This is a genomic window from Flavicella sp., assembly GCF_029238425.1.
Lineage (GTDB): Bacteria > Bacteroidota > Bacteroidia > Flavobacteriales > Flavobacteriaceae > Flavicella.
The window spans coordinates 1-21,059 of record NZ_JAQWGB010000185.1 but is presented as its reverse complement, the minus strand read 5'-3'; the positions used below and the strand labels follow the sequence as shown (position 1 = coordinate 21,059).

General features: G+C 34.3%; 13 protein-coding genes. 6 read left to right on the top strand and 7 right to left on the bottom strand.

Annotation, left to right across the window (positions count from 1 at the left end; all coding sequences use genetic code 11):
• Positions 1-952: sugar-binding domain-containing protein (locus tag P8H68_RS12575; RefSeq protein ID WP_300325760.1), on the bottom strand; the 952-nt coding region annotated here is incomplete at its 3' end.
• A 269-nt stretch (positions 953-1,221) separates the two neighbouring features.
• Here P8H68_RS12575 and P8H68_RS12570 point away from each other — a divergent pair.
• From P8H68_RS12570 to P8H68_RS12560, 3 genes are read left to right on the top strand one after another with little or no spacing between them, the layout of a single operon-like run.
• Positions 1,222-2,733 carry a hypothetical protein gene (locus tag P8H68_RS12570; protein WP_300325757.1) on the top strand — a complete coding sequence of 504 codons (1,512 nt, stop codon included), beginning with the start codon at positions 1,222-1,224 and terminating at the stop codon, positions 2,731-2,733.
• 22 nt (positions 2,734-2,755) lie between these two features.
• Entirely contained in the window at positions 2,756-5,899 is a 3,144-nt protein-coding gene (locus P8H68_RS12565; protein ID WP_300325754.1) for a TonB-dependent receptor, read from the top strand.
• Between the two features lie 19 nt (positions 5,900-5,918).
• Positions 5,919-7,646: a RagB/SusD family nutrient uptake outer membrane protein gene (locus P8H68_RS12560; protein ID WP_300325751.1), complete on the top strand. Its 1,728-nt coding sequence runs from the start codon at positions 5,919-5,921 to the stop codon at positions 7,644-7,646.
• A 152-nt stretch (positions 7,647-7,798) separates the two neighbouring features.
• On the opposite strand, the gene P8H68_RS12555 is transcribed toward P8H68_RS12560, so the two are convergent.
• The 3 genes from P8H68_RS12555 to P8H68_RS12545 are packed head-to-tail and all read right to left on the bottom strand — an operon-like array spanning position 7,799 to position 11,260.
• Complete coding sequence (locus P8H68_RS12555; RefSeq protein ID WP_300325748.1) at positions 7,799-8,407, bottom strand: GTP cyclohydrolase; 609 nt, start codon at positions 8,405-8,407, stop codon at positions 7,799-7,801.
• 17 nt (positions 8,408-8,424) lie between these two features.
• Positions 8,425-10,827 (bottom strand): TonB-dependent receptor, encoded by a 2,403-nt coding sequence (locus tag P8H68_RS12550; RefSeq protein WP_300325745.1) that lies wholly within the window; start codon positions 10,825-10,827, stop codon positions 8,425-8,427.
• Between the two features lie 34 nt (positions 10,828-10,861).
• A complete protein-coding gene (locus tag P8H68_RS12545; RefSeq protein ID WP_300325742.1) occupies positions 10,862-11,260 on the bottom strand; it encodes a MerC domain-containing protein in 399 nt (132 codons plus the stop codon).
• Positions 11,261-11,373: 113 nt separating this feature from the next.
• Here P8H68_RS12545 and P8H68_RS12540 point away from each other — a divergent pair, with 113 nt between their 5' ends.
• Positions 11,374-11,790 carry a Fur family transcriptional regulator gene (locus tag P8H68_RS12540; RefSeq protein ID WP_300325739.1) on the top strand — a complete coding sequence of 139 codons (417 nt, stop codon included), beginning with the start codon at positions 11,374-11,376 and terminating at the stop codon, positions 11,788-11,790.
• A gap of 13 nt (positions 11,791-11,803) precedes the next feature.
• On the opposite strand, the gene P8H68_RS12535 is transcribed toward P8H68_RS12540, so the two are convergent.
• Together P8H68_RS12535 and P8H68_RS12530 are read right to left on the bottom strand one after the other, a co-directional pair.
• Positions 11,804-14,119 (bottom strand): patatin-like phospholipase family protein, encoded by a 2,316-nt coding sequence (locus tag P8H68_RS12535; RefSeq protein ID WP_300325736.1) that lies wholly within the window; start codon positions 14,117-14,119, stop codon positions 11,804-11,806.
• A gap of 133 nt (positions 14,120-14,252) precedes the next feature.
• On the bottom strand, positions 14,253-17,828 hold the full coding sequence (locus tag P8H68_RS12530) for a T9SS type A sorting domain-containing protein (RefSeq protein WP_300325733.1): 3,576 nt from the start codon (positions 17,826-17,828) through the stop codon (positions 14,253-14,255).
• 560 nt (positions 17,829-18,388) lie between these two features.
• On the opposite strand from P8H68_RS12530, the gene P8H68_RS12525 reads away from it, so the two are divergent.
• Positions 18,389-19,630, top strand: coding sequence for a T9SS type A sorting domain-containing protein (locus P8H68_RS12525; RefSeq protein WP_300325730.1), 1,242 nt, complete (start codon positions 18,389-18,391; stop codon positions 19,628-19,630).
• A gap of 293 nt (positions 19,631-19,923) precedes the next feature.
• On the opposite strand, the gene P8H68_RS12520 is transcribed toward P8H68_RS12525, so the two are convergent.
• Positions 19,924-20,220: a patatin-like phospholipase family protein gene (locus P8H68_RS12520; protein ID WP_366144946.1), complete on the bottom strand. Its 297-nt coding sequence runs from the start codon at positions 20,218-20,220 to the stop codon at positions 19,924-19,926.
• A 194-nt stretch (positions 20,221-20,414) separates the two neighbouring features.
• Here P8H68_RS12520 and P8H68_RS12515 point away from each other — a divergent pair.
• The coding region (locus tag P8H68_RS12515) for a PQQ-binding-like beta-propeller repeat protein (protein WP_300325727.1) at positions 20,415-21,059 on the top strand (645 nt) is incomplete at its 3' end.

Here is a 21,059-nt window from a genome sequence, read left to right as displayed (position 1 = left end):
TAAACTGATTATTGCTCACTGAAAATTCCCTCATTCCAAATTTATGTGACCATGTATCAGAAACGATTCCACTAGTTTCTATAGTTACTTTGGCCTGATATAAGTAAGGAGATTCTATAGACCATAATTTAGCATTTTTAATAGGTATATTATAAGTAACTAGTTTTTTACCGGGAGCAAGCCATATGTTTTCTGTTTTTTTGACAACACGATTGTTGTCCTTAGTTATGATTTCTAGCTGTAATTTTACTTGTTCATTATTAGTAATAGTATTTTCTAATTCAATTGAAAATGAAGCGGTATTGTTTTGGATGTTTGGTTGTATGAAAACATCTTGCAATCCAACTTTACCTTTAGAATTAATAGAAACAGATTGCCAAATTCCTCCCGTAATAGCTCCTCTCCACATAGGAACTTCTTGACGTCCTAATCCATCGATATATTTGTCTGTCAAAATGATTGGACTGACAACTCTTGCGATCAGAGTATTTTCTTTTCCTGCTTTAATCAGTTTGTCAATACGAAACGAAAAAGGAGTATATCCACCTTCATGAAAACCTACCACCTGGTCATTGACCCAAATTTCTGTTTTATAATTAGAGGCTTCAAAATTTAATTCTATGATACGATCTTCCCAGTTTTCAGGAATATCAAATGTAGTTTTGTAGATTCCAACACCTTCATAGTTTTTTTCTATTTCTTCCCAACAACTCGGGACTTGGATTTTTTTAACTGCCTCATGTTTGTCGAAGTTTTCACTAAGAATCCATTTGTTTTTAACTCCTTCATCTAAATCATCAAAAATGATCTCCCAATCACCATCTAGTGATATAGAAGCCACATCTGATTTGTTTTGCCCAAAAATTACTGTCTGACAAAATAAAACAAGACTTAAAAATAGTGATTTGAGTAAGATGGATTGTCTCTCCTTAAAAATGTTCGTTGGAATCATATTTTTCATGGGTAAATTCAATTAAATTTATAAATAGATATACAAATATCAAAACAAATTTTAATTACTAAAGTGTTTCAACTATCCTTCAGTACTCATTAATTATCTGAATGGACTTCATTAAATAGGGACTTCTAGTTTTGAATTGTTAATTTTTGAAACATATAGGGTAATGGTTACTGGTGATTGAAGTTAAGGAAAATATAATTTTACAATAGACATTCTAAATATATGTAGAAGTCAGATGTTAAACTTAACCATTAAATACAATGAAATTTAAAACCCAACTAAAATTTTTTGTTGTTGCATTGATTCTAGTCGTCAGCTGTAAGGAAAATAGTTCTTTTAGTGAAGACCGACCGTTAGATTTTCAAGTAGCACCAACACAATTAGCTTACAATCCTATTTCAGGGGTTAGAGAATACAAAAGTTCAGAATCTGGTTTGCCAAGTGTCTCGTCTGAAGGACTGCCAGTTTATTATGAAATAAAAGGCGGAAGAAAATCCGATGGGACAATGTTAAGTGATGATTATTTGAATAGTGTCTCTATCGAAAATCCTGAAGAAGGAGTTGTTGAAGTATTGGTAGAAGTGCCGGATGGAGAGGATTATATATATGAGAAAAAATATATTAACTCTGAAAGAGCTGGAATTATCTCTGTGGCAGACAATAATATGTTTGGCTTAGGGGATTACTATTTTGATATTGATGCTTTTACTTTTGTAAATGGAAATAAAATGCTGTCTTCCTTTAAAGATGCATTTCATATGAAAGTAGGACCTGAATTGGCTTCGAATTTGGTTTATATTCCTTTTGGTCAGAATCTTATCGTGGGATCTGGCATGGGAACGACAGAGCCTATTCTAATTGATGGAAATCCTGATGTACGTTATGAGTTGGCATCTGATGAAGATAAATTAACCATTGATGGAAATTCAGGTGTAATTCAAATAAAAGATGGATATACAGTTACGGAACCAGAAGAAATATATCCAGAAGTATCTGTCATCAGCAACATATCTGAAGAGGTGGTTACTTTTGGCGATGGTTTTTTGAAAATTGTTATTTCTAATGAGCCTTATCCGATAGAGAAAGCAGTGTTTAATTTCTTCTATCCGTCCATGGCGAGTAATAATGCTGCAAGTGGATTGAGGTGGTATGTGACAAATGCGGCTACCATGCCCGATTGGAAAGTTTGGCAAAGGAACAATCCACCGGCAATTGCTGCGGGAGAAAGACCAGAAGATGTTTCTGGGAATAAGGCTATTGTGATGAGAAATTCGTGGGGGCCAAGTGTGGCTCATGAGAATTGGGTAGTAATGAATGAGCAAGATTTAAATCCTTATAAATTAGGGTTTGATATTACTGCAACGTATTGGATAAATTATGAATGGTTGGCTTATATGGAAACTGGGCAAACACCTATAGAAATTGAGGTGTATATAACAAATGATTTTACGGGTAATGTGGATGAAACAGAATGGGAGCAAATTAATCATTTAGTGAAATGCTATATAAATAATGAGGGAGACGGGGTTGTAGGAACACCATATCCTGGAGATCAGACCGGACCAGATCCAGATATGAGAAAAGACATCAATAATGACAATCAGAATAAATGGATAAAAAGTGTGATAGATCTAGAACCTTATAAAGAATGGGAGAATTTTACCCTAGCGTTTAAGTACAAGTCTAACTTTACTGGTACCATAACTGGAGTTTCAGGTAGTGCTAGCAATACTTGGATATCTGATGTGAATTATAAAGCGGTAGAAAAATAAGAATTAATAGAAGATATCAATTATGAAAATATATATATACAGTTCAATATTGTTTTTGCTGCTTTGTTTTTCGGGGTATGCGCAAAATACAATTACAGGAACCATTAAAGACGATGAAAATTATCCATTACCGGGGGTTTCTGTTGTAATAAAGGGAATGACAAAAGGTACGGTAAGTGATTTTGACGGAAATTATGTTTTGGAAGTGCCTCAGGGTGTTACAAGTTTGGTTTTTTCAATGATGGGAATGAAGGATGTTGAAGTATCTATTGAAGAGGAAAAAGTGGTAAATGTTGTAATGAAAACTAACGTTTCTGCTTTGGATGAAGTAGTTGTCGTGGGATATGGAACGGCTCTTAAAAAGGATTTAACGGGAGCTATTGCTTCAGTAAAAACAGAAGATTTAGATATAGCACCAGTGGCTAATTTTGATCAAGCACTTGCCGGAAGGGTTGCTGGGGTTCAGTTGTCTTCTATTGAAGGGACTCCAGGAGCGGGTTTGAATATCACCATTAGAGGTGGGAATTCTATTACGGGAGACAATTCACCGTTATATGTAGTGGACGGAATTCCTCTCGAAGATTTTGATCCAGCAAGTATCAATACCAATGATATTAACAGTTTTGATATATTAAAAGATGCTTCGGCAACCGCAATTTATGGTTCTAGAGGAGCAAATGGTGTTATTGTAATTACAACCAAAAAGGGAAGAACAGATGGTAAATCAGAAATTACGATAGGAGCGGAATATGGAGTACAACATATTCAGTCTAGATTGACTGTTTTGTCTCCCTATGAATACGTGAAATACTTAGAGCACCAAGCTTTAGCTATTGGAAATTGGAATTATGAAACTTCTGCCATGCAACAATTTTTAAACAAATGGGTAGATCCAGAATTATACAGAAATGTAGAGGGAAACGATTGGCAAGATAGGATTTTCCAAACAGGTGAATATCAAAGATACCGTCTTTCTTTTAGCGGGGGAAATGAAATGACTTCTTTTTATTATTCAGGAGAGTATTTAGATCAGAAAGGAACCTTGATTGAAACTGGGTTTAAAAAAGTAAATAATAATTTAAGAGTTACCCATAAATTATCGTCTAAAACTACTTTGAACGGACAGTTACAATTTTCAAATTCGGATAGATATGGTCCAGAATTAAGAATAAATAGAGGGTCTAGTATTATTCAGGATGCAGTTAGGTTTAGACCCATAGATCCAATAAATGATGATGGACTCGGAGAAGGTGGATTTGATCCTTCAGATCCAAATCAGAATGGAATGTTCCCACCTGTGAAAAACTTGGAAAATATTGAAAGAGATAACAATCAGAATATAATTAGAGGAATTGCTTCATTGCAACATAAATTCAATTCAAATTTGACATTGAATCTAAGGGGGAATTATCAATTGGATATGAGAAAGGCCTCAACTTTTTATGGAAAGGAAACAGTTGTTGGTTCTAGAACAAACGAAGGGATTAGTGGAAATGTTAATCAGGCGCAATACAATGTTTTATCCACATCTAATACCTTGGTTTATGATAAAAGAGTTAAACAACATAAATATTCGGTACTAGGGGGAGTTGAATTTTCTGAAAGATCAAGTGAAACATCTTGGTTGCAAAACAGTAATATTGTGGATGATTCCTTTGGGATAAATAATTTGAGTTTAGCAAAAACGCCAAAATTGGCCAGAACATCAGCTTCTAGAAATACGATGTTATCCTATTTTGGTAGGATAAATTACAATTATAAATGGAGGTATTTATTTACTGCAAATTTTAGAGCGGATGGTTCTTCAAAGTTTAATAAGGACAATCGATGGGGGTATTTTCCATCCGTATCTGGGGCCTGGAAAATTGCAGAAGAAGCGTTTATGAGTGATGTGGATTTTGTTTCTAATTTAAAATTAAGAGCAGGTTGGGGAATTACGGGAAACAACAGAATTGGAGATTTCGCCGCCTATAGTACCGTATCAAGTAATCAATGGTCTGGATATGCTTTGGGAGAATTACAAGAGTATGAACCAGGAACAGTTCAAAACAATCTTGGAGTACCTGATCTAACATGGGAAACAACCGTTCAAACTAATATTGGATTGGATTTTGGTTTTATGGATAACAGAATTGATGCAACCATAGATGCTTATCATAAAAACACAACAGATTTGTTGTTAAATGCTAATATGGCGCCAAGTATTGGATTCGATAAAGTACAACAAAATATTGGTGAGGTTACCAATACAGGGTTGGAGTTAACTTTGAATACTAAGAATATTCAAAACAAAAATTTTAGTTGGAGTTCCTCTTTTAATATTTCATTCAATAAAAATAAAACAGTGAAGTTAAATGATGGTCAAGAGGCTATATATACGAATGCGGAATATAATTATACACATGATGAGTTTCATTATATCACAAGAGTCGGCCAACCTGTAGGAATGATGTATGGTTTACAGTCAGATGGAGTATATCAAAATGATGATTTTATTTGGTCAAATGACAACCAGAGTTTTACCTTGAAAGATGGAGTGCCAACAAATGGTAGGGATGTAGTGGCACCTGGTGCGTCAAAATTTATCGATCAAAATGGGGATGGCCTTGTTAATTCTGAGGATAGAATAATATTAGGGAATCCTAATCCAAAACATTTTGGAGGTTTTGTAAATAATTTTAAATATAAAGGTTTTGATTTACAGATTCTTTTAGAATGGTCTGCTGGTTTTGATGTGTTTAATGCTAATAGAGCTGTCATGGGGAATCCATGGTCAACACAGCAATTTAGCGGTTTACAAGAGATTGCAAATGCATGGACTCCTACCAATACTGATACAAATGTGCCTGCCGCAAGTTATGGTACTGTTTTAGGTGCGGCTCCACAAGGAAACCAAATGAGCGATAGGTATATTGAAGATGGGTCATATTTAAGGTTAAAAACGGTTGTCTTGGGCTATTCAGTTCCAAAATATTTCTGTAATAAAATGAGCGTTGCGAGTTTGCGTTTCAATCTATCAGCACAAAACTTGGTAACATGGACTAATTATTCTGGTTATGACCCAGATGTTTCTGTAGGTAGGTATGGCGCATTGACCCCAAATTTAGATTATTCTGCCTATCCGAAAAGTATTTCTATCGTTTGGGGAGCGGTTGTAAAGTTTTAAAATAGTAAAAGCATATAATATGAAATTAGAAGATATAAATAAAATTAAAAAAATGAGTTCTAAGTTGCTTTTAACCATTTTGATTATTGGTATGTCAATGGTAACAGGTTGTTCTGATGATCTAGATGTTACTCCGGAGTCAGTATGGAAAATAGAGGATTTTTATAAGACAACAAGTCAATTGGAATTGGCTTTGAATGGCGCCTATGGTTTATTGGCTACGGATGATGTGTATGGAAGGTCCTTTATGTACATGGATTATGGTACAGATGAAGGTTATTATACCGTAACTTGGAATGAGGCTTATGCAATTCCATTATATCGTCATACTACAAATGATGAATATGTAAAAAGATTATGGTTGAACTTATACTCCGTAGTAAATCAAGCAAACAATATTTTAGAACGTGTAGATCCATCGAATTTTGAAAATGAGGAGCACATCCCGTATCTAGCAGAGGCCAGGTTTTTAAGAGGGTTTTGTTATTATCAATTGCTTGCTTGGTATGGAGAGGTTCCATTGAGAACAGCTTCTACGAAACAGACGAGTGATAATCATATGGAAGTGGCAAATCAAACGGAGATTTATGCTCAGATTATTGAGGATCTGAATTATGCATCGGAAAACTTGAATTTGGCTGCAGAAGTAACACCGGGAAGAGCTAATAAAATGGCGGCCCATGGTATTTTAGCTCGAGTTTATTTGAAAATGGCAGGATATCCTTTAAAAGATACGCAGTATTATCAAAAAGCCTTAGAGGAATGTGAAATTGTAATGGCAAGTAATCATGATTTGATTCCTTCTAGTTTTGAGGTTGTGACAGATCCAGATTCTGGAAATGAAGTGAAAGTTGTGTTGGAGGATGGGTATGCGTCACATTTTTTAAGTTATATTGAAAATAGATATGATCAGGTGGAATCTATTTTTGAAATTACTTTTCAAGCAAATCTATTAAATTTAGGAGTTTCTACACATGGTAAAATAGGAGTAGATAACGGGTTGTCTTTTAAATACGGGGTAATTGGAGATGGATATCCCTTAACGAACAATGCTGTTTGTGCTTCTGTAAAAATGCAAAACTTGTATGAGATGGAGGATATTAGAAGAGCATGGAATATTCCTGAAGTTCAGTATACTAATGCAGGTAAAATAATAAAAGCATGGCCACTGTCAGCACAATATGGGACAGGTAAATTTAGAAGATGGGAGCCTGCACCAGACGGAACGCCACCGAATTCAGATGGCACAGATGCCTATGTTTTGTTGGAGGATACAAATAATCCAGATAGAAATAATACAGGAATTAATTTTCCAATTCTTAGATATGCTGATATTTTGTTGATGCATGCAGAAGCATCAAATTATATTGATGGTCCGAATATAGCAGCTTTGGAAAGTCTGAATAAAGTTAGAGAGAGAGCAGGCTTGGAGGGATTTACACTTTCTGATACAGAGGTCGCTACAAAGCAAGCATTTTTTGAAGAATTGGTTGACGAACGATCAAGAGAGTTGTGCTATGAAGGATTAAGAAAACAAGATTTGATCAGATGGGAATTATTGGATGATGCTTTAGAGGAAATTGATGCATTGATTAAAGGAGATCCAGCTTATACTGGAAATGGAATTCAGGTGGCAATGCTAAGGGCTTCTGATAGTTTTGATCCAGCGAAACATTTGACCTTACCTTATCCTGAACAAGAGGTGAATATCAACAATAATTTAGAACAAAAACCAGCTTGGAAATAAAAAAATGTAAAAAGTCTAAATATTTTAAATTGAGGCTTTTATAATCTGGTATCTATGGAAAGTACTTTGTTGAAAAATGTAAAATAATCATATAATAAAAAAAATCCCATTTCATAGAAATGGGATTTTTTTTATTATATGAATGGATGTGATTATTGAATGTTTAAAACGAATGTTAATTCAAAATCAGTGTCGCCATCTGTAGCGCCTGTTGTATCATCTTTGATATCTGGTTGGTGTTGTAAACGAACAGTAAACTCACCCGCTTGAGTTCCGGTTCCTGTAGACCAAGAAGTTTGTAGACCTAAAGGGTTTTGATTCTCATCAAAATCTAAATAGTTGATAGTGCTTGAACCAGAAATGTTTCCTGTGCCAGTTGGGGTACTAAATGCATCTGTAGTAAATCCAAAGAAAATTTGGTGTTCATCAGCTTCCTCATTAATTTCTTTACCGATATCTTCACCTGGTTCTTCTAAATTATTCATAATTTCAAAAGTAAGTGTGTAATCTGTATCCGCAGCTAATGTAATCTCATCTAAGATTTCCAACTCTTCTAAACCTTCACCGTCTGGATCTTGTGCTCTTGCTTCAACAACGGCTCCTGTGGTTGGTGTAAAAATAAGTTTTACATTTGTAATGATTTCTTCATGATTTTCTGCATCAGGAATTTCATCATCATCGTTGTTACAACTAGTCAAAGTAATTCCAAGAAAAAGAATTGCAATTAGTCCGTAGGTTTTTAAATTTTCGATTGTTTTCATTTTTAGTAATTTATTAATTAATTAATTGTGTAGTTAAGTGTCAATAGGAAATTTCTTCCCGGCTCGTCTGCAAAAAGACGCATTTCATTTAAGTAATCTCTGTAAGCTGTATTTGTAATATTCTTTATAATGAAACCGGCTTGCACATCCTTCCATTGGAAATTCCATGATAAATCCAACAAGAAATAACCATCCGGAGCATCTTTAAAATCAAAAATTGGGCTTTCAGGGGTTATAATTTCTGACCCATCAATCAGGTCTTCTGGGGGAACTGTTCTTGGAGCTTGGTACTGTGTAAAAGTGTAACTAGGCTTCAAGGCAACTACTGAGTTTTCTAAAACTCCTAATTTGGCTTTTTTCCATGCCAATTGATAGCTTATAGATGTGGGTGGTTGGTTGATCAGTGGTTCATTTTCACTGATGTTCTTTGACCATAAATAGCTCAATCCAAAAGTCCCTGATAATCGTTGTGTCAATTCATGTTTCCAGCTATAATCGGCACCTAAGAAAACAGCATCTGATTGCACATAAATATAAGCAGGCATCGGACCTCTAATGGTTCCATAAACACCATATGGACGATCGTAAATAAAGTTTTCTATATAATGACCATAAAGGGTAATATGGTGCGAATTGTTGTTGTTATGCGTGGAGAATTCATTGACGAATTTATAGCCTTTTTCAGGTTTCACTTTAGAATCTTTCATAGCAATTACCTTGTCTGTTTTAAGGTCTCCATCTTCATTGGTGTAATACCTTAGCAGTCCAAAACTATTTTTAAAGCCATGTTGTCCAAAACTATATAATTCGGCCATGTTTGGTGAACGCCAGGCGGTACCAATATTAGTTCTGAAAGTACTGTGGTGATTTATTTTTCTAATAAACCCAACACTTGTAGATAGGTTAGAAAAGCTGTAATTGTCCTTGAAAACATCGTTGTTAGATTCTCTTCCACGTATATCGCTTGTTTCATGATCGAAACGGAGTCCTATTTCAAAAGTGTTTTTACCAGATCGTTTACTTTCAATTATAAAACTGCTGAATCTGTTTGTGTTGTAGTTTGGTATGAAGGGAGTTGTCCCTGTACCGGGATTGTTATCGTTGTCTTGGTTAAAAATTTGAAATCCTATGAATCCATCCAATTGCAACCACTCTGGGTGTTTCCATTCTAATTGATAATCAGAGGTGGTTAAATCTAAATTAATAATAGGTTTGTCGGCATTTCTTCTTACATCGTATTCCTCTCTTAAGTTCAGCTGTTTCCCTGCAATCAATGTAAGCTTTGCGTCATCAGCATAATACCAATTGATTTCGGCTTTTGCTAAGTGATGTGTTGTAAGCTGGTTGGGTTCATTGATGTCATATGAAAAAGGTCTTATAAATAACGGCCTGTCAGAATTGATCGCTTTTACAAAAGCATCTCCACTTTCTGCAATAGAGGATCTTAGAAAAGCAAGGTTTTGATCAATATAACTGTAGTATAATTTAAAATCAAAATCTTTCAAATGATAACGTGTTCCTAATCCAAATGATTTTTCTTCTTTTCCGGAATTGGTTAACATATAGTCGGGTGCATGTCTATCACCGATTTTAGTATAATTTCCGTTGATAAAATAACTCCACTTCTCAAAACCAGTTCCTGTTTCAAAACCAGCATTGTATCCTTTACCATTACTTTGATAGCTGGTACCTATTTTGGCATATGTAGTTTTGTTTAAATGTAATGGATTGGGGTTGATGTTGATTGCTCCACCAATAGCTTCTGGACCAAAACGGACACCAGCAGCTCCTTTGATAACCGTAATGGAGTGTGCTGCAGAAATATCAATTTCAGGTGCATGATCTATTCCCCAATTTTGAAATCCGTGTTTCATTCCGTTGTTCAAAACCAATATTCTATTACCATACAATCCATGTATAACAGGCATTTGAACATTGCTACCAGAAGAAACAAAAGTAATACCTTGCTCACCAGACAATGCTGCTGCCATAGATTGTGTAGGGTTCAATTGAAGTTCAGCTTTGTTTAAATTGATTTGAGCTATGGAGGCAGTTCCTTCTTCTTTTTTGTTTTCTGCTTCAATTAAAACGGTTTCTAAACCCATTACCTCTTGAGTCAAATAGATATGAGGAGATTTACCATGCTGGTGGTTGTGCTCACATACCGTTTCGCAATAACCAAAACAAGAAATAATCAGCGTGTTTGTTTCAGTACATAAGTTTTCGAATAAAAATTTCCCATCAATGTCAGTTGTCGTATGTCGTTCTGTGCCTTTTATTCTAACAGTAACATAAGGAATAGCTTGTTTGGTTTCAATATCTAAAATTTCACCCTCTACAGAATGTATACAATTGTCTTCTTGAGCAAATAAAGAACTCAGTTGAAAAAGAAGAATTAAAAGAGAAGAGTAGAGTTTCATTTTTTTGATGGTGTACGTTCAGTTTGAATAACACTTATTTAGAGACGCAACAAGCATCATTTGCACATTTACAAAATCTAATATTGTAGAGGTGTAAAAGGATTAAAAAGATTGAGGGAATATAAATAACTTCCTCTTTAAGGGGGATTATTTCAAGTTTTTCGTTTAAAATGATAAAACACATTCCTAGCCAACTGATCCATAAACTTACTTGAACCCATTTAGGAGTTTGTTGAGTTTTAATTTTAAGAATTGCGTAAAAAGACAATGAAATAAACAGAATATCCATCATAGGCCACCAATCTGTGGCGGTATTTGACAAATGCAGTTTGCTTGCATACAGAAATAACAACGGTGTAGCAATGCAGTGGATCAAGCATAAAAATGCTGCCAAAGCTCCAATAAAATCGTTTTTAAACGAGTATGATGACATAATATTATATTAACGCAACTTGGTTGCAAATATATAAAAAAAGAACAAACGCAACCATGTTGCTTTAATTAAATATTTATATTATTTTTGAAAGCATTATAAAGGATATTTGTATGGATTTAGAATTGGTTTTAAAGGAGCATGGTTTGAGAAAAACAACTTTTAGAAAAGAGTTGTTGCATGCTTTTTATAATTCTAACTCCTCTTTAACTGCGGATGAGGTAAAAACCAAAGTAGGAGAAAGTGCAGATAGGGTTACTGTTTACAGAGCTTTGGATGCATTTGAAAAAAAAGGATTGATTCATCGAGTTCCTGATAAAAACAATCTAACACGTTATGCCTTGTGTCAGAGTAAATGTTCAACAGACGCTCATTCTCATAATCATGCACATTTTATATGTAATGGTTGCGATGAAACTTATTGCATAGAAGATGTTGAAATTCCTGTAGTTCGTAATACAAAAGGATTTGTGATAAAGAAATCCAAGCTTACCTTAGAAGGAAATTGTCCAAGTTGTGCCGATTCCTAAAGTCTTTTATTAATTATGGGTTGAAATGATATCCTATTCCAAGGAAGAATCTAGTTCCACTGATATTATTAGCCCAAGCAATATCAAAGTCAACTGGACCGATGATCGAGTTGTACGATGTTGTAAGTCCAACGGTGGTCAGTAAACTAGTTTCATTTTGTTCTGCCCAATTCGATGTAGGCTTGTAAAAATCTTCAAGGTATTTGTTAAAGTCACTAAAGCCAACAATGGCAATATTTACATGAGGTGTAAAGTAAAAGCTTGACACTGGAGAGTACTGTGCAGAAAGGGCTAACATATTGAACTGTGTAGCTGATAATTCATTTTCCTCTAGTCCAGGAGTAACGTATGTATCAAATCGTGGACGCTCAATGTTTCCACCTAGGAAAAAATTGGCTGCATAGCCAAAGTTATCATAGCTAATGTTTTTACCATTATCATTGAAAAAGGTATGTCCTCCGGTTAAAGCTACAATTGCAGTTAATTTTTTGTTTATTGGAAATCGTCGTTGAAAGGTGTATCGAAATCGAGTAAATGGACTTACCGCTCCTTCGGTATTTGGAATATTGAATTCATCTAACGATTCTGCAATCATATGGTTGTTGATAGAGGTACTTAACTTTACTTTAAAAAAAGTTCCTTTTTCGGCATAAAAAACTTTGTCCAATGTATTGTGTACATAGTGGGCATAGATATCGATGTTTCTGAAATCATAGTGCTCTAAACTATAAATATTATCACTGATACTTGGGTCAATTTTTGGCTTTAGCCTGTTCCAATCATAAGTGAATCCAAGACCAACATGATTTCTAAAAGAATCAATATTAAAGTTTATTTGGTTGTCAAATTGCAAGTGTTCACTTCTTATATCACCAGAGTATTGTCCGATATAGAAAGTTTTTTGATCCAGTTTTTCGCCGTAAAGATCAGCTCGAAACCACCAGTCTTTTTTTCTACCAAAGTTCTTTTGATATTGCAATCTATATCTAAAATCATTTGATAAATCAACACTCGCTAAAATTCTAGAAGATTCACCAAGTAAATTTCTTCCAGTATAATTCAAAAATAGACCGACTCCCCTAAAATCATCAAAATGAAGCGACCCTTTAAATAGATGTGTCGTTTTTTCTTTAGCAATTATTCTTAAACCAGATTCATTTTTATGGCGAAAAATATGAAAAGAGATCGCATCAAATAAATTAGTTCCCAGGGCATTATTTGAGGCTGCTTTAATTTCTTTGAGCGTATAAGATTCGTTTGTGCTTAGATTTATTCTTGACTTGAATAGATGCATGTTTTTGTCACTGATTCCTTGATAAACTATCGTGTCCAATAATACTTCGTCAGAGACTTCAGGTAATTGGGGTTTTATTTGCTTGTAGTTTTTTAAACGGTCAGCAATTTTTACAAGACCGTCAATATTTTCTTTGGTGGCAATTTTTCCTTCTTCATAAATTTCCACATTTTTACCAAAACTTCCCGTAGAATGTGTCAAGTATTTTGTGTGTTCAATCAATACATCACAAAGTTTTTTGTTTTCCGGTACTTTTAGGTTACTTGCTAACATGGCACTTTGAAAAACAACAGTAACTGGACTGTCCAATTTTTCCTTAGGCTCCATTCCACCACCAACATCACTTCCAATAATAATATCGGCACCCCATTTTTTTGCAATATCTGTTGGGAAGTTATTTAAAACACCTCCATCAACTAAGAGAACATTTTTATATTCCATAGGGGCAAACACGGCAGGAATAGACATGCTTGATCTCATTGCAAAACTCAAAGATCCTTGGTCAAGAATTATTTCTTTTCCGTTTACAATATCAGTTGCAACAGCTCTGAAAGGTATGGGAAGACTATCAAAATCTTTTATATTATTGACTGGATATGTCATTTCATTAAAAAAAGCATTGATGTTTTGATCACTGATAATGGATGTTTTTTTTCTGACTTTTCCTTCTTCCCATTCCAGTTCTACCAAATATCTTTTGTATTCACTTTTTTCCTCGTTACTAACAGCAGTCACGGGAATGTTACTACTAAAAAGTTTAGTCCAGTCTGTTGTTTTAGAAACTGTTGCAATACTATCTCCGGAATATCCGCTTGCATATAAGGCGCCAACAATACTACCCATGCTTGTTCCGATTATAATATCTGGGACAATTCCCAAAGAGTCCATTGCTTGTAACGTTGGGATATGGGCAATTCCCTTCGCTCCACCTCCACTTAGAACTAATGCAACCTTTGGCTTTTTTTCTTGAGCTGTAGCAATTGAGATACTTAGTAAAAGAAAAAATACGGAGAATATTTTTTTGTCAATTTTCATAGATATAGAATAGGTGACCAATTTAAGGTAGATTAGTCAAATACCTATTAAAAATACAAAATTTAACGCATTAAGTGTTTTGTTTAGCTAGCTTGATACTTAGGTTTTAAGTCTTCTTGTGTATTCTGTTTGTTTATTTCTTGATAAATTTTAGATGATTGCCATTTTTGTCAACAATTAGGTATATGCCGTTTTTTAGTTGAGATACATCAATGGCGTCTTTTTGATTCGATTCTAAAACTATTCTACCTTGCATGTTGTAAATAAAATAGTCTTCTGCTTTTGATAAAAACAATAGTCTAGATACCGGATTAGGGTAAGCTATTATTGAATTTTGTTTTCTTTGTGGATTATCTACAGAAAGAGAAGACTTGACAATGGTTACATCTGTAAATTGTAAAATGATCAGTGGGTTATTTGCAGTATCTTTTGCATCTACTCTAGTTCTTATTCGATATTTTTGATTGTTGGGCAAGTCTTCGCTTGTTGTGAGTTCGGAAGGTACTGAAAAATTAAATGTTCGAGTTCCTTCTTTTATAGTGTTGTCCCCAACAACGTTCGGAGCCGGTGCGATAGCATTTATATACCCGTTGGAACTAGTGGTAAGAATAAGCCCATATTGAATTAAATCGATAGATTCGTCTTCCTGTACTCTGTAGGAAATTGTTTGTGAACTAGTTTCGTTCAATTCAAATTCAGTATCATAATTCGTATCCCATTTGATAAAGTTACTACCTGCCGCCGCAATGGTTACATCTGTAAAATCAAGTGCAAAATGATCTACATTATTAGAGTCTTTATAAGAAACTCTTGCACGAATTTGATATTTTTGATTTACCGGAAGGTTCGCGGATGAAGCGAGGCCTTCAGGAATTGTAAAATCAAAATCCCTTGTATCTCCAGTTAATACATTGTTTCCTGTAACTTCTTTTTGAGGAGGTACAGCACTGATATAACTGTTGTTAGTAGCGTTTACAATGAGTAATCCAAATTGGATAAAATTTACCTTATCTGTTTCTTGAAGTTTGTATGTTATTGATTGAGTTGTTGTTTCTCCGTCCTCAAATTGATTGTTGATTTTGTTATTCCACTTGATGTTGTTTGGTTCTATTACGGTTACAGGAGTATTTACCACAGCATATTTGTTAACCTCTGCTGCGTTTTTTGAAGCAACGATGACTCTGATCAAATAACGTTGACCTGAAGGCAATTCATTAGAGGGAAAAATGTCATTCGGAACGGTGTAATTGAATGTCTTGGTTTCCCTTTGTAGTATATTATGTGCGACTGAAGGAAAAGATTGAGGTTTTATGACCTCTACAATAGAGTTGTCTACTGTATTTGCTATGAATAATCCGAATTGTGTGTATTCTGGTGTTTCAGAGTTTAATACATTATGTGTAATTGTTTGTTCTGATGTGGTACCAATAACAAAATTTGTATTTGAATTGGTGTCCCAAGTTATTTCACTTTCTGTAATGTCCTTGAAAATTGTGATAGGACTGTGAATGCTAGAAAAAAGATCTGTTTCAGTTCCAGATTCCCTTGTTGTTAGTTTTGACAGTAGAACATAAGTTTTACCCTGTGGTAATTGACTTGAAGGTGTTATATCATTAGGGATCGTAAAATTAAACATTTTACTGTCCGTTAGTGGGTCAACAGCGGTTGCAATGATGGTTTGTGTTGCAGTTTCTGTGATGGTTCCATCATTGATGTCTTTTATTGCAAGTCCAAATTGCACATTGATCAATATTTGGTTGTTTGCTCGAACTCCGTAACTAATAGTTTGTTCTGTAGTTTCTGAAGTTTCAAATTCTCTTTTTTGATTGGAGTTCCACGATACAAAATTCTCATCGATAGCTCTAAATTTCCATTTGGAATTATCATCCAATATAACCGGAATTCTTCGTCCGGAATTTGCTTCTTTTTGCCTTGCAGGAATCATATTAACAACATTGTTATCTGATAGGGATATTGCAGATTGCATTTCGTTACCTCCTGGAAATATTACATAGGAATCTCCTGTTTTTCGAACACTCCAAAAAGGTAACCTATTTACTGCTGAAAGAGAAAGACTGTTATAATTGTTTTTCGAGAAAGGGAATAATTCAGGAAGCCTATTCGGGTCTCCAAAAATGTTACTTTCAGTGAATGGTACCGCCAATTCTAAATAGTTAGAAGTTTCAGTGTTTTGAATGTTGTATGAGAAAGGAGGTACAAAGTCAATCAACCAATTTGAACTTGATGTTATGGTGCTTGATGTAATAAGTTCTCCTTCGATCCCCGTAGGGATGATGTTGTTACCTGTTTCTAAGTGAACAATTTCATAGGTTCCGTTTGCAATGAGTTGTTCAGGGGCTTGTATATAGTTGATGGTTGTTCGAGCGGCTGGAAAATCAATACTGCTGTTGGTGCTTCCTTCTTTTAGATTTACTTCAAAGGTACCTGTTTCAGCTCTTTCCAATCCAATGTTGTTTCTTACAATAATATTTTCGGAGAAAAACTCTCCTGAACGATCCGGATGATCTCTCGGAGTAATTGGTTCATCAATAGCATTTTCGTAATAGCTAAGGTTTATAAAAGGACTACCAAGTTGAGTAGAAGCATTACTAAAATCATTATTTTCAATTGTCAAACCGTTCGGAGCATAGGCTGAAAGGAAAAAATGTATTTCCCCGTTAACTGTATTGTTCGCGATAGTGATGTTATTTACAATTTGTAGTTCTCTGTCAAAAACCAACACTTTACTTTGAGCATCTCCTATGCTGTTAAACGTATTGTTTGTTAAGGCGAAGTTGCTCGAGAATTCTTCTATATGAATGAAGTCTACGATACCGGCATTGTCATCAAAAATATTGTCATTTATGATGACATTCGTACCTCGAGATGAGGCTCCTAAACCAGTGTTTATAAAATGACATCTTTCAATGGTTGACCCACTGTGGTCCCAAACTATTGGGTTTGATGTGTTCCCACCATCAAATGACACAGCTCTGTCGTTGAATTCAATATTGGTACCTGATGCGGAGGTACCTCCAGGGGTGTTTTTTACTGAAAACGTACAGTTTTTCCATTCTACTTTTGGATGAGAAGTGACGTTTCCTTTCCGGTCGAACCAAAATCCAATTGTATTGAATTCAATGAAAGAAACATTCGTAAATTTTCCGCCTATACCATTTCCGGTTCTAACTTGATATCCTCCTCCCGAGACAATAACATTGTTAAATTCAATTCCCGAATATATTGTTTTATCGATTTTATTTACGTTGTTATAGCTTCCATGGATCATATTTAGAAAGACACTGTATTTTGCTCCAGGTGTTCTAATTAAAGCTAGGTTTTCAATTTTAATATCATTGGATGCAAAGTTTATAACACCGCAATTAATAAATTTTGTAGCGATATTGCCATTGTCTGCTCCATGTTTCGTTAGGTCTATTGTATTGTTATTTATAGTTCCTTTAAGTGTTATATTTCTTGGGATGTTTAAAACCTTTCCACCTAGGTCATATTCAAAAGAGTTGAACTCAATGACGGCTCCTTTGTTTGCGATAATCAATCTTTTGATAGCGTCATTTGTTGTTTCTCCTTCAGGGGCATCAATAAATCGTGCTGTGTCAAAATTGATAACTGATTGAGCACTAATTGTAATGCTTATCAAGGAAAAGAAAATAAACGAACAGGTAATGATGAAATTTTTGTTTTTCATGGAGTTTGGTTTGTAGTAAGTGGTTTCAAAGATTCAAGTTTGCATGTCTTGAAATTGGTTTTTCATTAGTTAAATCCTTGTAGTTTCAAATTCAAATGTATTGATAGCTTGTCTCAAATAGATGAAAACATGACTTGACTTTATCTAGACAAAAAATCGAATTTCTTCAAGATTTTCATCTTCTTTTAACATTCTGTACTGTAGGGGGCTCAATTCTTATTTTTGACTTGAATTGCTTTTGAAAGGTCTTTTTAGCTCGTTTTTACTGATGAATTTTAAAATTTAAAGAAGTTTAATATGTGGAATAAAAACATTACTGTCTATTTTCTTTGAATGGAATATTGAAGACATAAAATCAGTGAAATTGTCGATTTTAAATTTGAGGAACTCGTTATTGAGAAAAATAAATAGACAAAATTATGTAGCTACGTTTCGGAAGATTATCTGTCAAAATTTTCTGTGAAATAATATTGAATTTGTAAAGTTATTATTGTGTCTATTTTTTCTTGTGAGTTCCTAGCCTCTAGTATTTTGGTCGTTTTAACTTAATTTATACTATTATGAGAAAACTTTTACAAATTTTTTGTTTAACATCCTTAACCACAGTTGCCCAAACAACAATTAATGTTGCGAATTCTGATTTTGAGACTGTTAGTGGTGAACCATCTGCTCCCACAGATTGGACAGTTAATTTGGGAACCTTATTAGATGGTGATGCAAATTCAGGTACCAATGGTGCCTTATTAACAAGTACGGGGCCAAATGCCAAAATAACAACGGGTGCTACTTACACCTTAACTGCAGATTTAAAGACGTATCTAACGGTTTATGTAAAGCCTACTGTTTTAGACGATAGGAGTTTACTTAAAATTACCGATGATGGAGGAAGTCAATTAAAAGCAGGAGGGCAAGTTGTTTGGGGATCTAATGATGTAGGTTCTTGGCATAAGATAATGATGAATACTAGTTATGTTTCGAATGCTGATATTGATGTCAAATTAGAACTTAGGAATCCGCTTTCTGGAGATGCGATTCATTATGATGATGTTGAATTGTTGCAAAATCCTTTATCCGTAAATGGAGATATGGAAACAGAATTCTTATCAAATAACAGTATGAATTCTTTGACTCAGGTTTTTACTAAAACAGGCATGTCCACTTTGGCTAGAGAACAAAGTATTGTTCATGCAGGTAGTAATGCAATCAAATGTGTGACCACACAAGCTGCATCAACATTAAAGCAAAATCCAAATTATCAGCATGTAAGAGAAGCGGCAGAGAAAATATACCAAGGTTCTATTTGGGTGAAATTAGATGCAAGTTCTCCTGCAGCAGATTTTTATGTAGAATTATGGGTTGATGATGTTTTAGCAGGAATAGGCGCAACCATAAATATTGATTATGCTTCAAATAGTGATTGGGTTGAAGTAACTACACCTCAATTTACAACTGATGCTGTTGGAGGAGGAACTGTCTATGCAAGATTAGTTTGTAATAACGACGGAGCCGATAGAGCAATATTTTATGTTGACGATTATGAAATAGATAAACAAAATGTTGACATTTTGAGTGTAAACGGTAGTGCTTTGGATTCTAAGTTTTATGAAATAACCAAACATGGAATTGGGTTGATTGGCACTTCTGGAACTATAGAAATATTGGATGTTTTAGGAAGAACTCTAGTGAAAAAAGAACTTAATTTCGGGAAGTCGTTGAATTATTATTTTGATTCCTCTATGGTGTATATTGTTCGTATTGTAACAGCAAATGGAATTGTTTCTAGAAGAATCGTTTTTGATTAGAATGTTTTAAAAATCGGTTTCAGCATAGAAGTGTTTACATAAAACTAACTACATTTATAAATGCACATTGTGAAATACAATGTGCATTTTTTTATTAACTTCAAGCTTACAACAGTAATAATAAATTTCACATCTATTTTTTGAAAAAAAATAAAAAAAATATTTTTTGCAGTAGTATTGTCAATTAAATATGACGGATTCAAGTAATACACAATAAAGATTTTAAAATGAATATATGATGAGTTGTTTTTTAGGCCTCAAGAAAGAGGATAATGTTTTTTTTATTCTTTTTTCTATAGTGGTTTTGTGGCAAGGGGATTGCCTTGGGCACTTTGAAATACAACAGTAACAGGACTGTCTAATTTTTCTTTAGGTTTCATCCCTCTACCAACATCACTTCTCATACTCGTTCCAATGATAATGTCAGGTACAATTCCCAAAGAGTCCATTGCTTGTAACGTTGGGATATGGGCAATTCCCTTCGCTCCACCTCCACTAAGTACAAGAGCTACTTTTGGTTTAGAGTTTTGCGCAACAGAACAAAATGCAATAAATAAAAGACAGAGGAAGAGGTTGGTGTTTTTTTTCATAGCGATTGGTGGATAAATCAAATTTACATAGAATCGATGTAAAAACAAGTGAAGATTATAATTTAGGTGTTATTATTGGTTTAATATATTGCACACCTACTAAACTACTAATAACTGTAACGTACAAATTGTGTATGTATAGAGACATTCTGCTAAATAGTTTTAACTTTATTTGGGTGACTAAAATTATAGACATGAAAATAGTATTGAAATTTTTACTTGTATTTATCCCCTTGAGCATTTTGGCTTCAAATAATAAGTGTGAGGCTAAGAAAAAGCCTGCTATACTGAGTATAGAAACAGGACTTACCATTTTAAAAGTTAGACATGCTCAGACTAAATCAAAATCTTTGATCGTTGGTTCTAGCTATGAAGGAACCATGGTAGGATATTCTTATGAAGGGAAGAAACTATGGGAAAATAAGTTGTCTGGATTTATGAATCATGATGTATGGTGTTCTGATGTTACGGGTGATGGAAACGATGAAATAGTCTTGGCAAATGCTGATGGAAAAGTTTATTGTTTGGACCATAAAGGAAAAATGTTGTGGGAATTCCAGGCGGATATCACACCAATGTATGCGGTGAATGTGATTCATAAAAACAATCAAGCCTATGTTGTAGCGGGAGGATTTGATAAAAAAATATATTATTTATCTTCGAAAGGAGAGTTGGTTAAGGAAATTACTACCTCTGTTTTTTCTGTTGAAAAACCTTACAAAAGTGCCACTAAATTAGTTCCGAAACCGAACGAATGCGTTTCAAATTTTATCAGAACGATTAAAAATTCTGAGGGGCAAGAAATTCTTGTCATTTTGGGTAGTAACAATCACATGCAG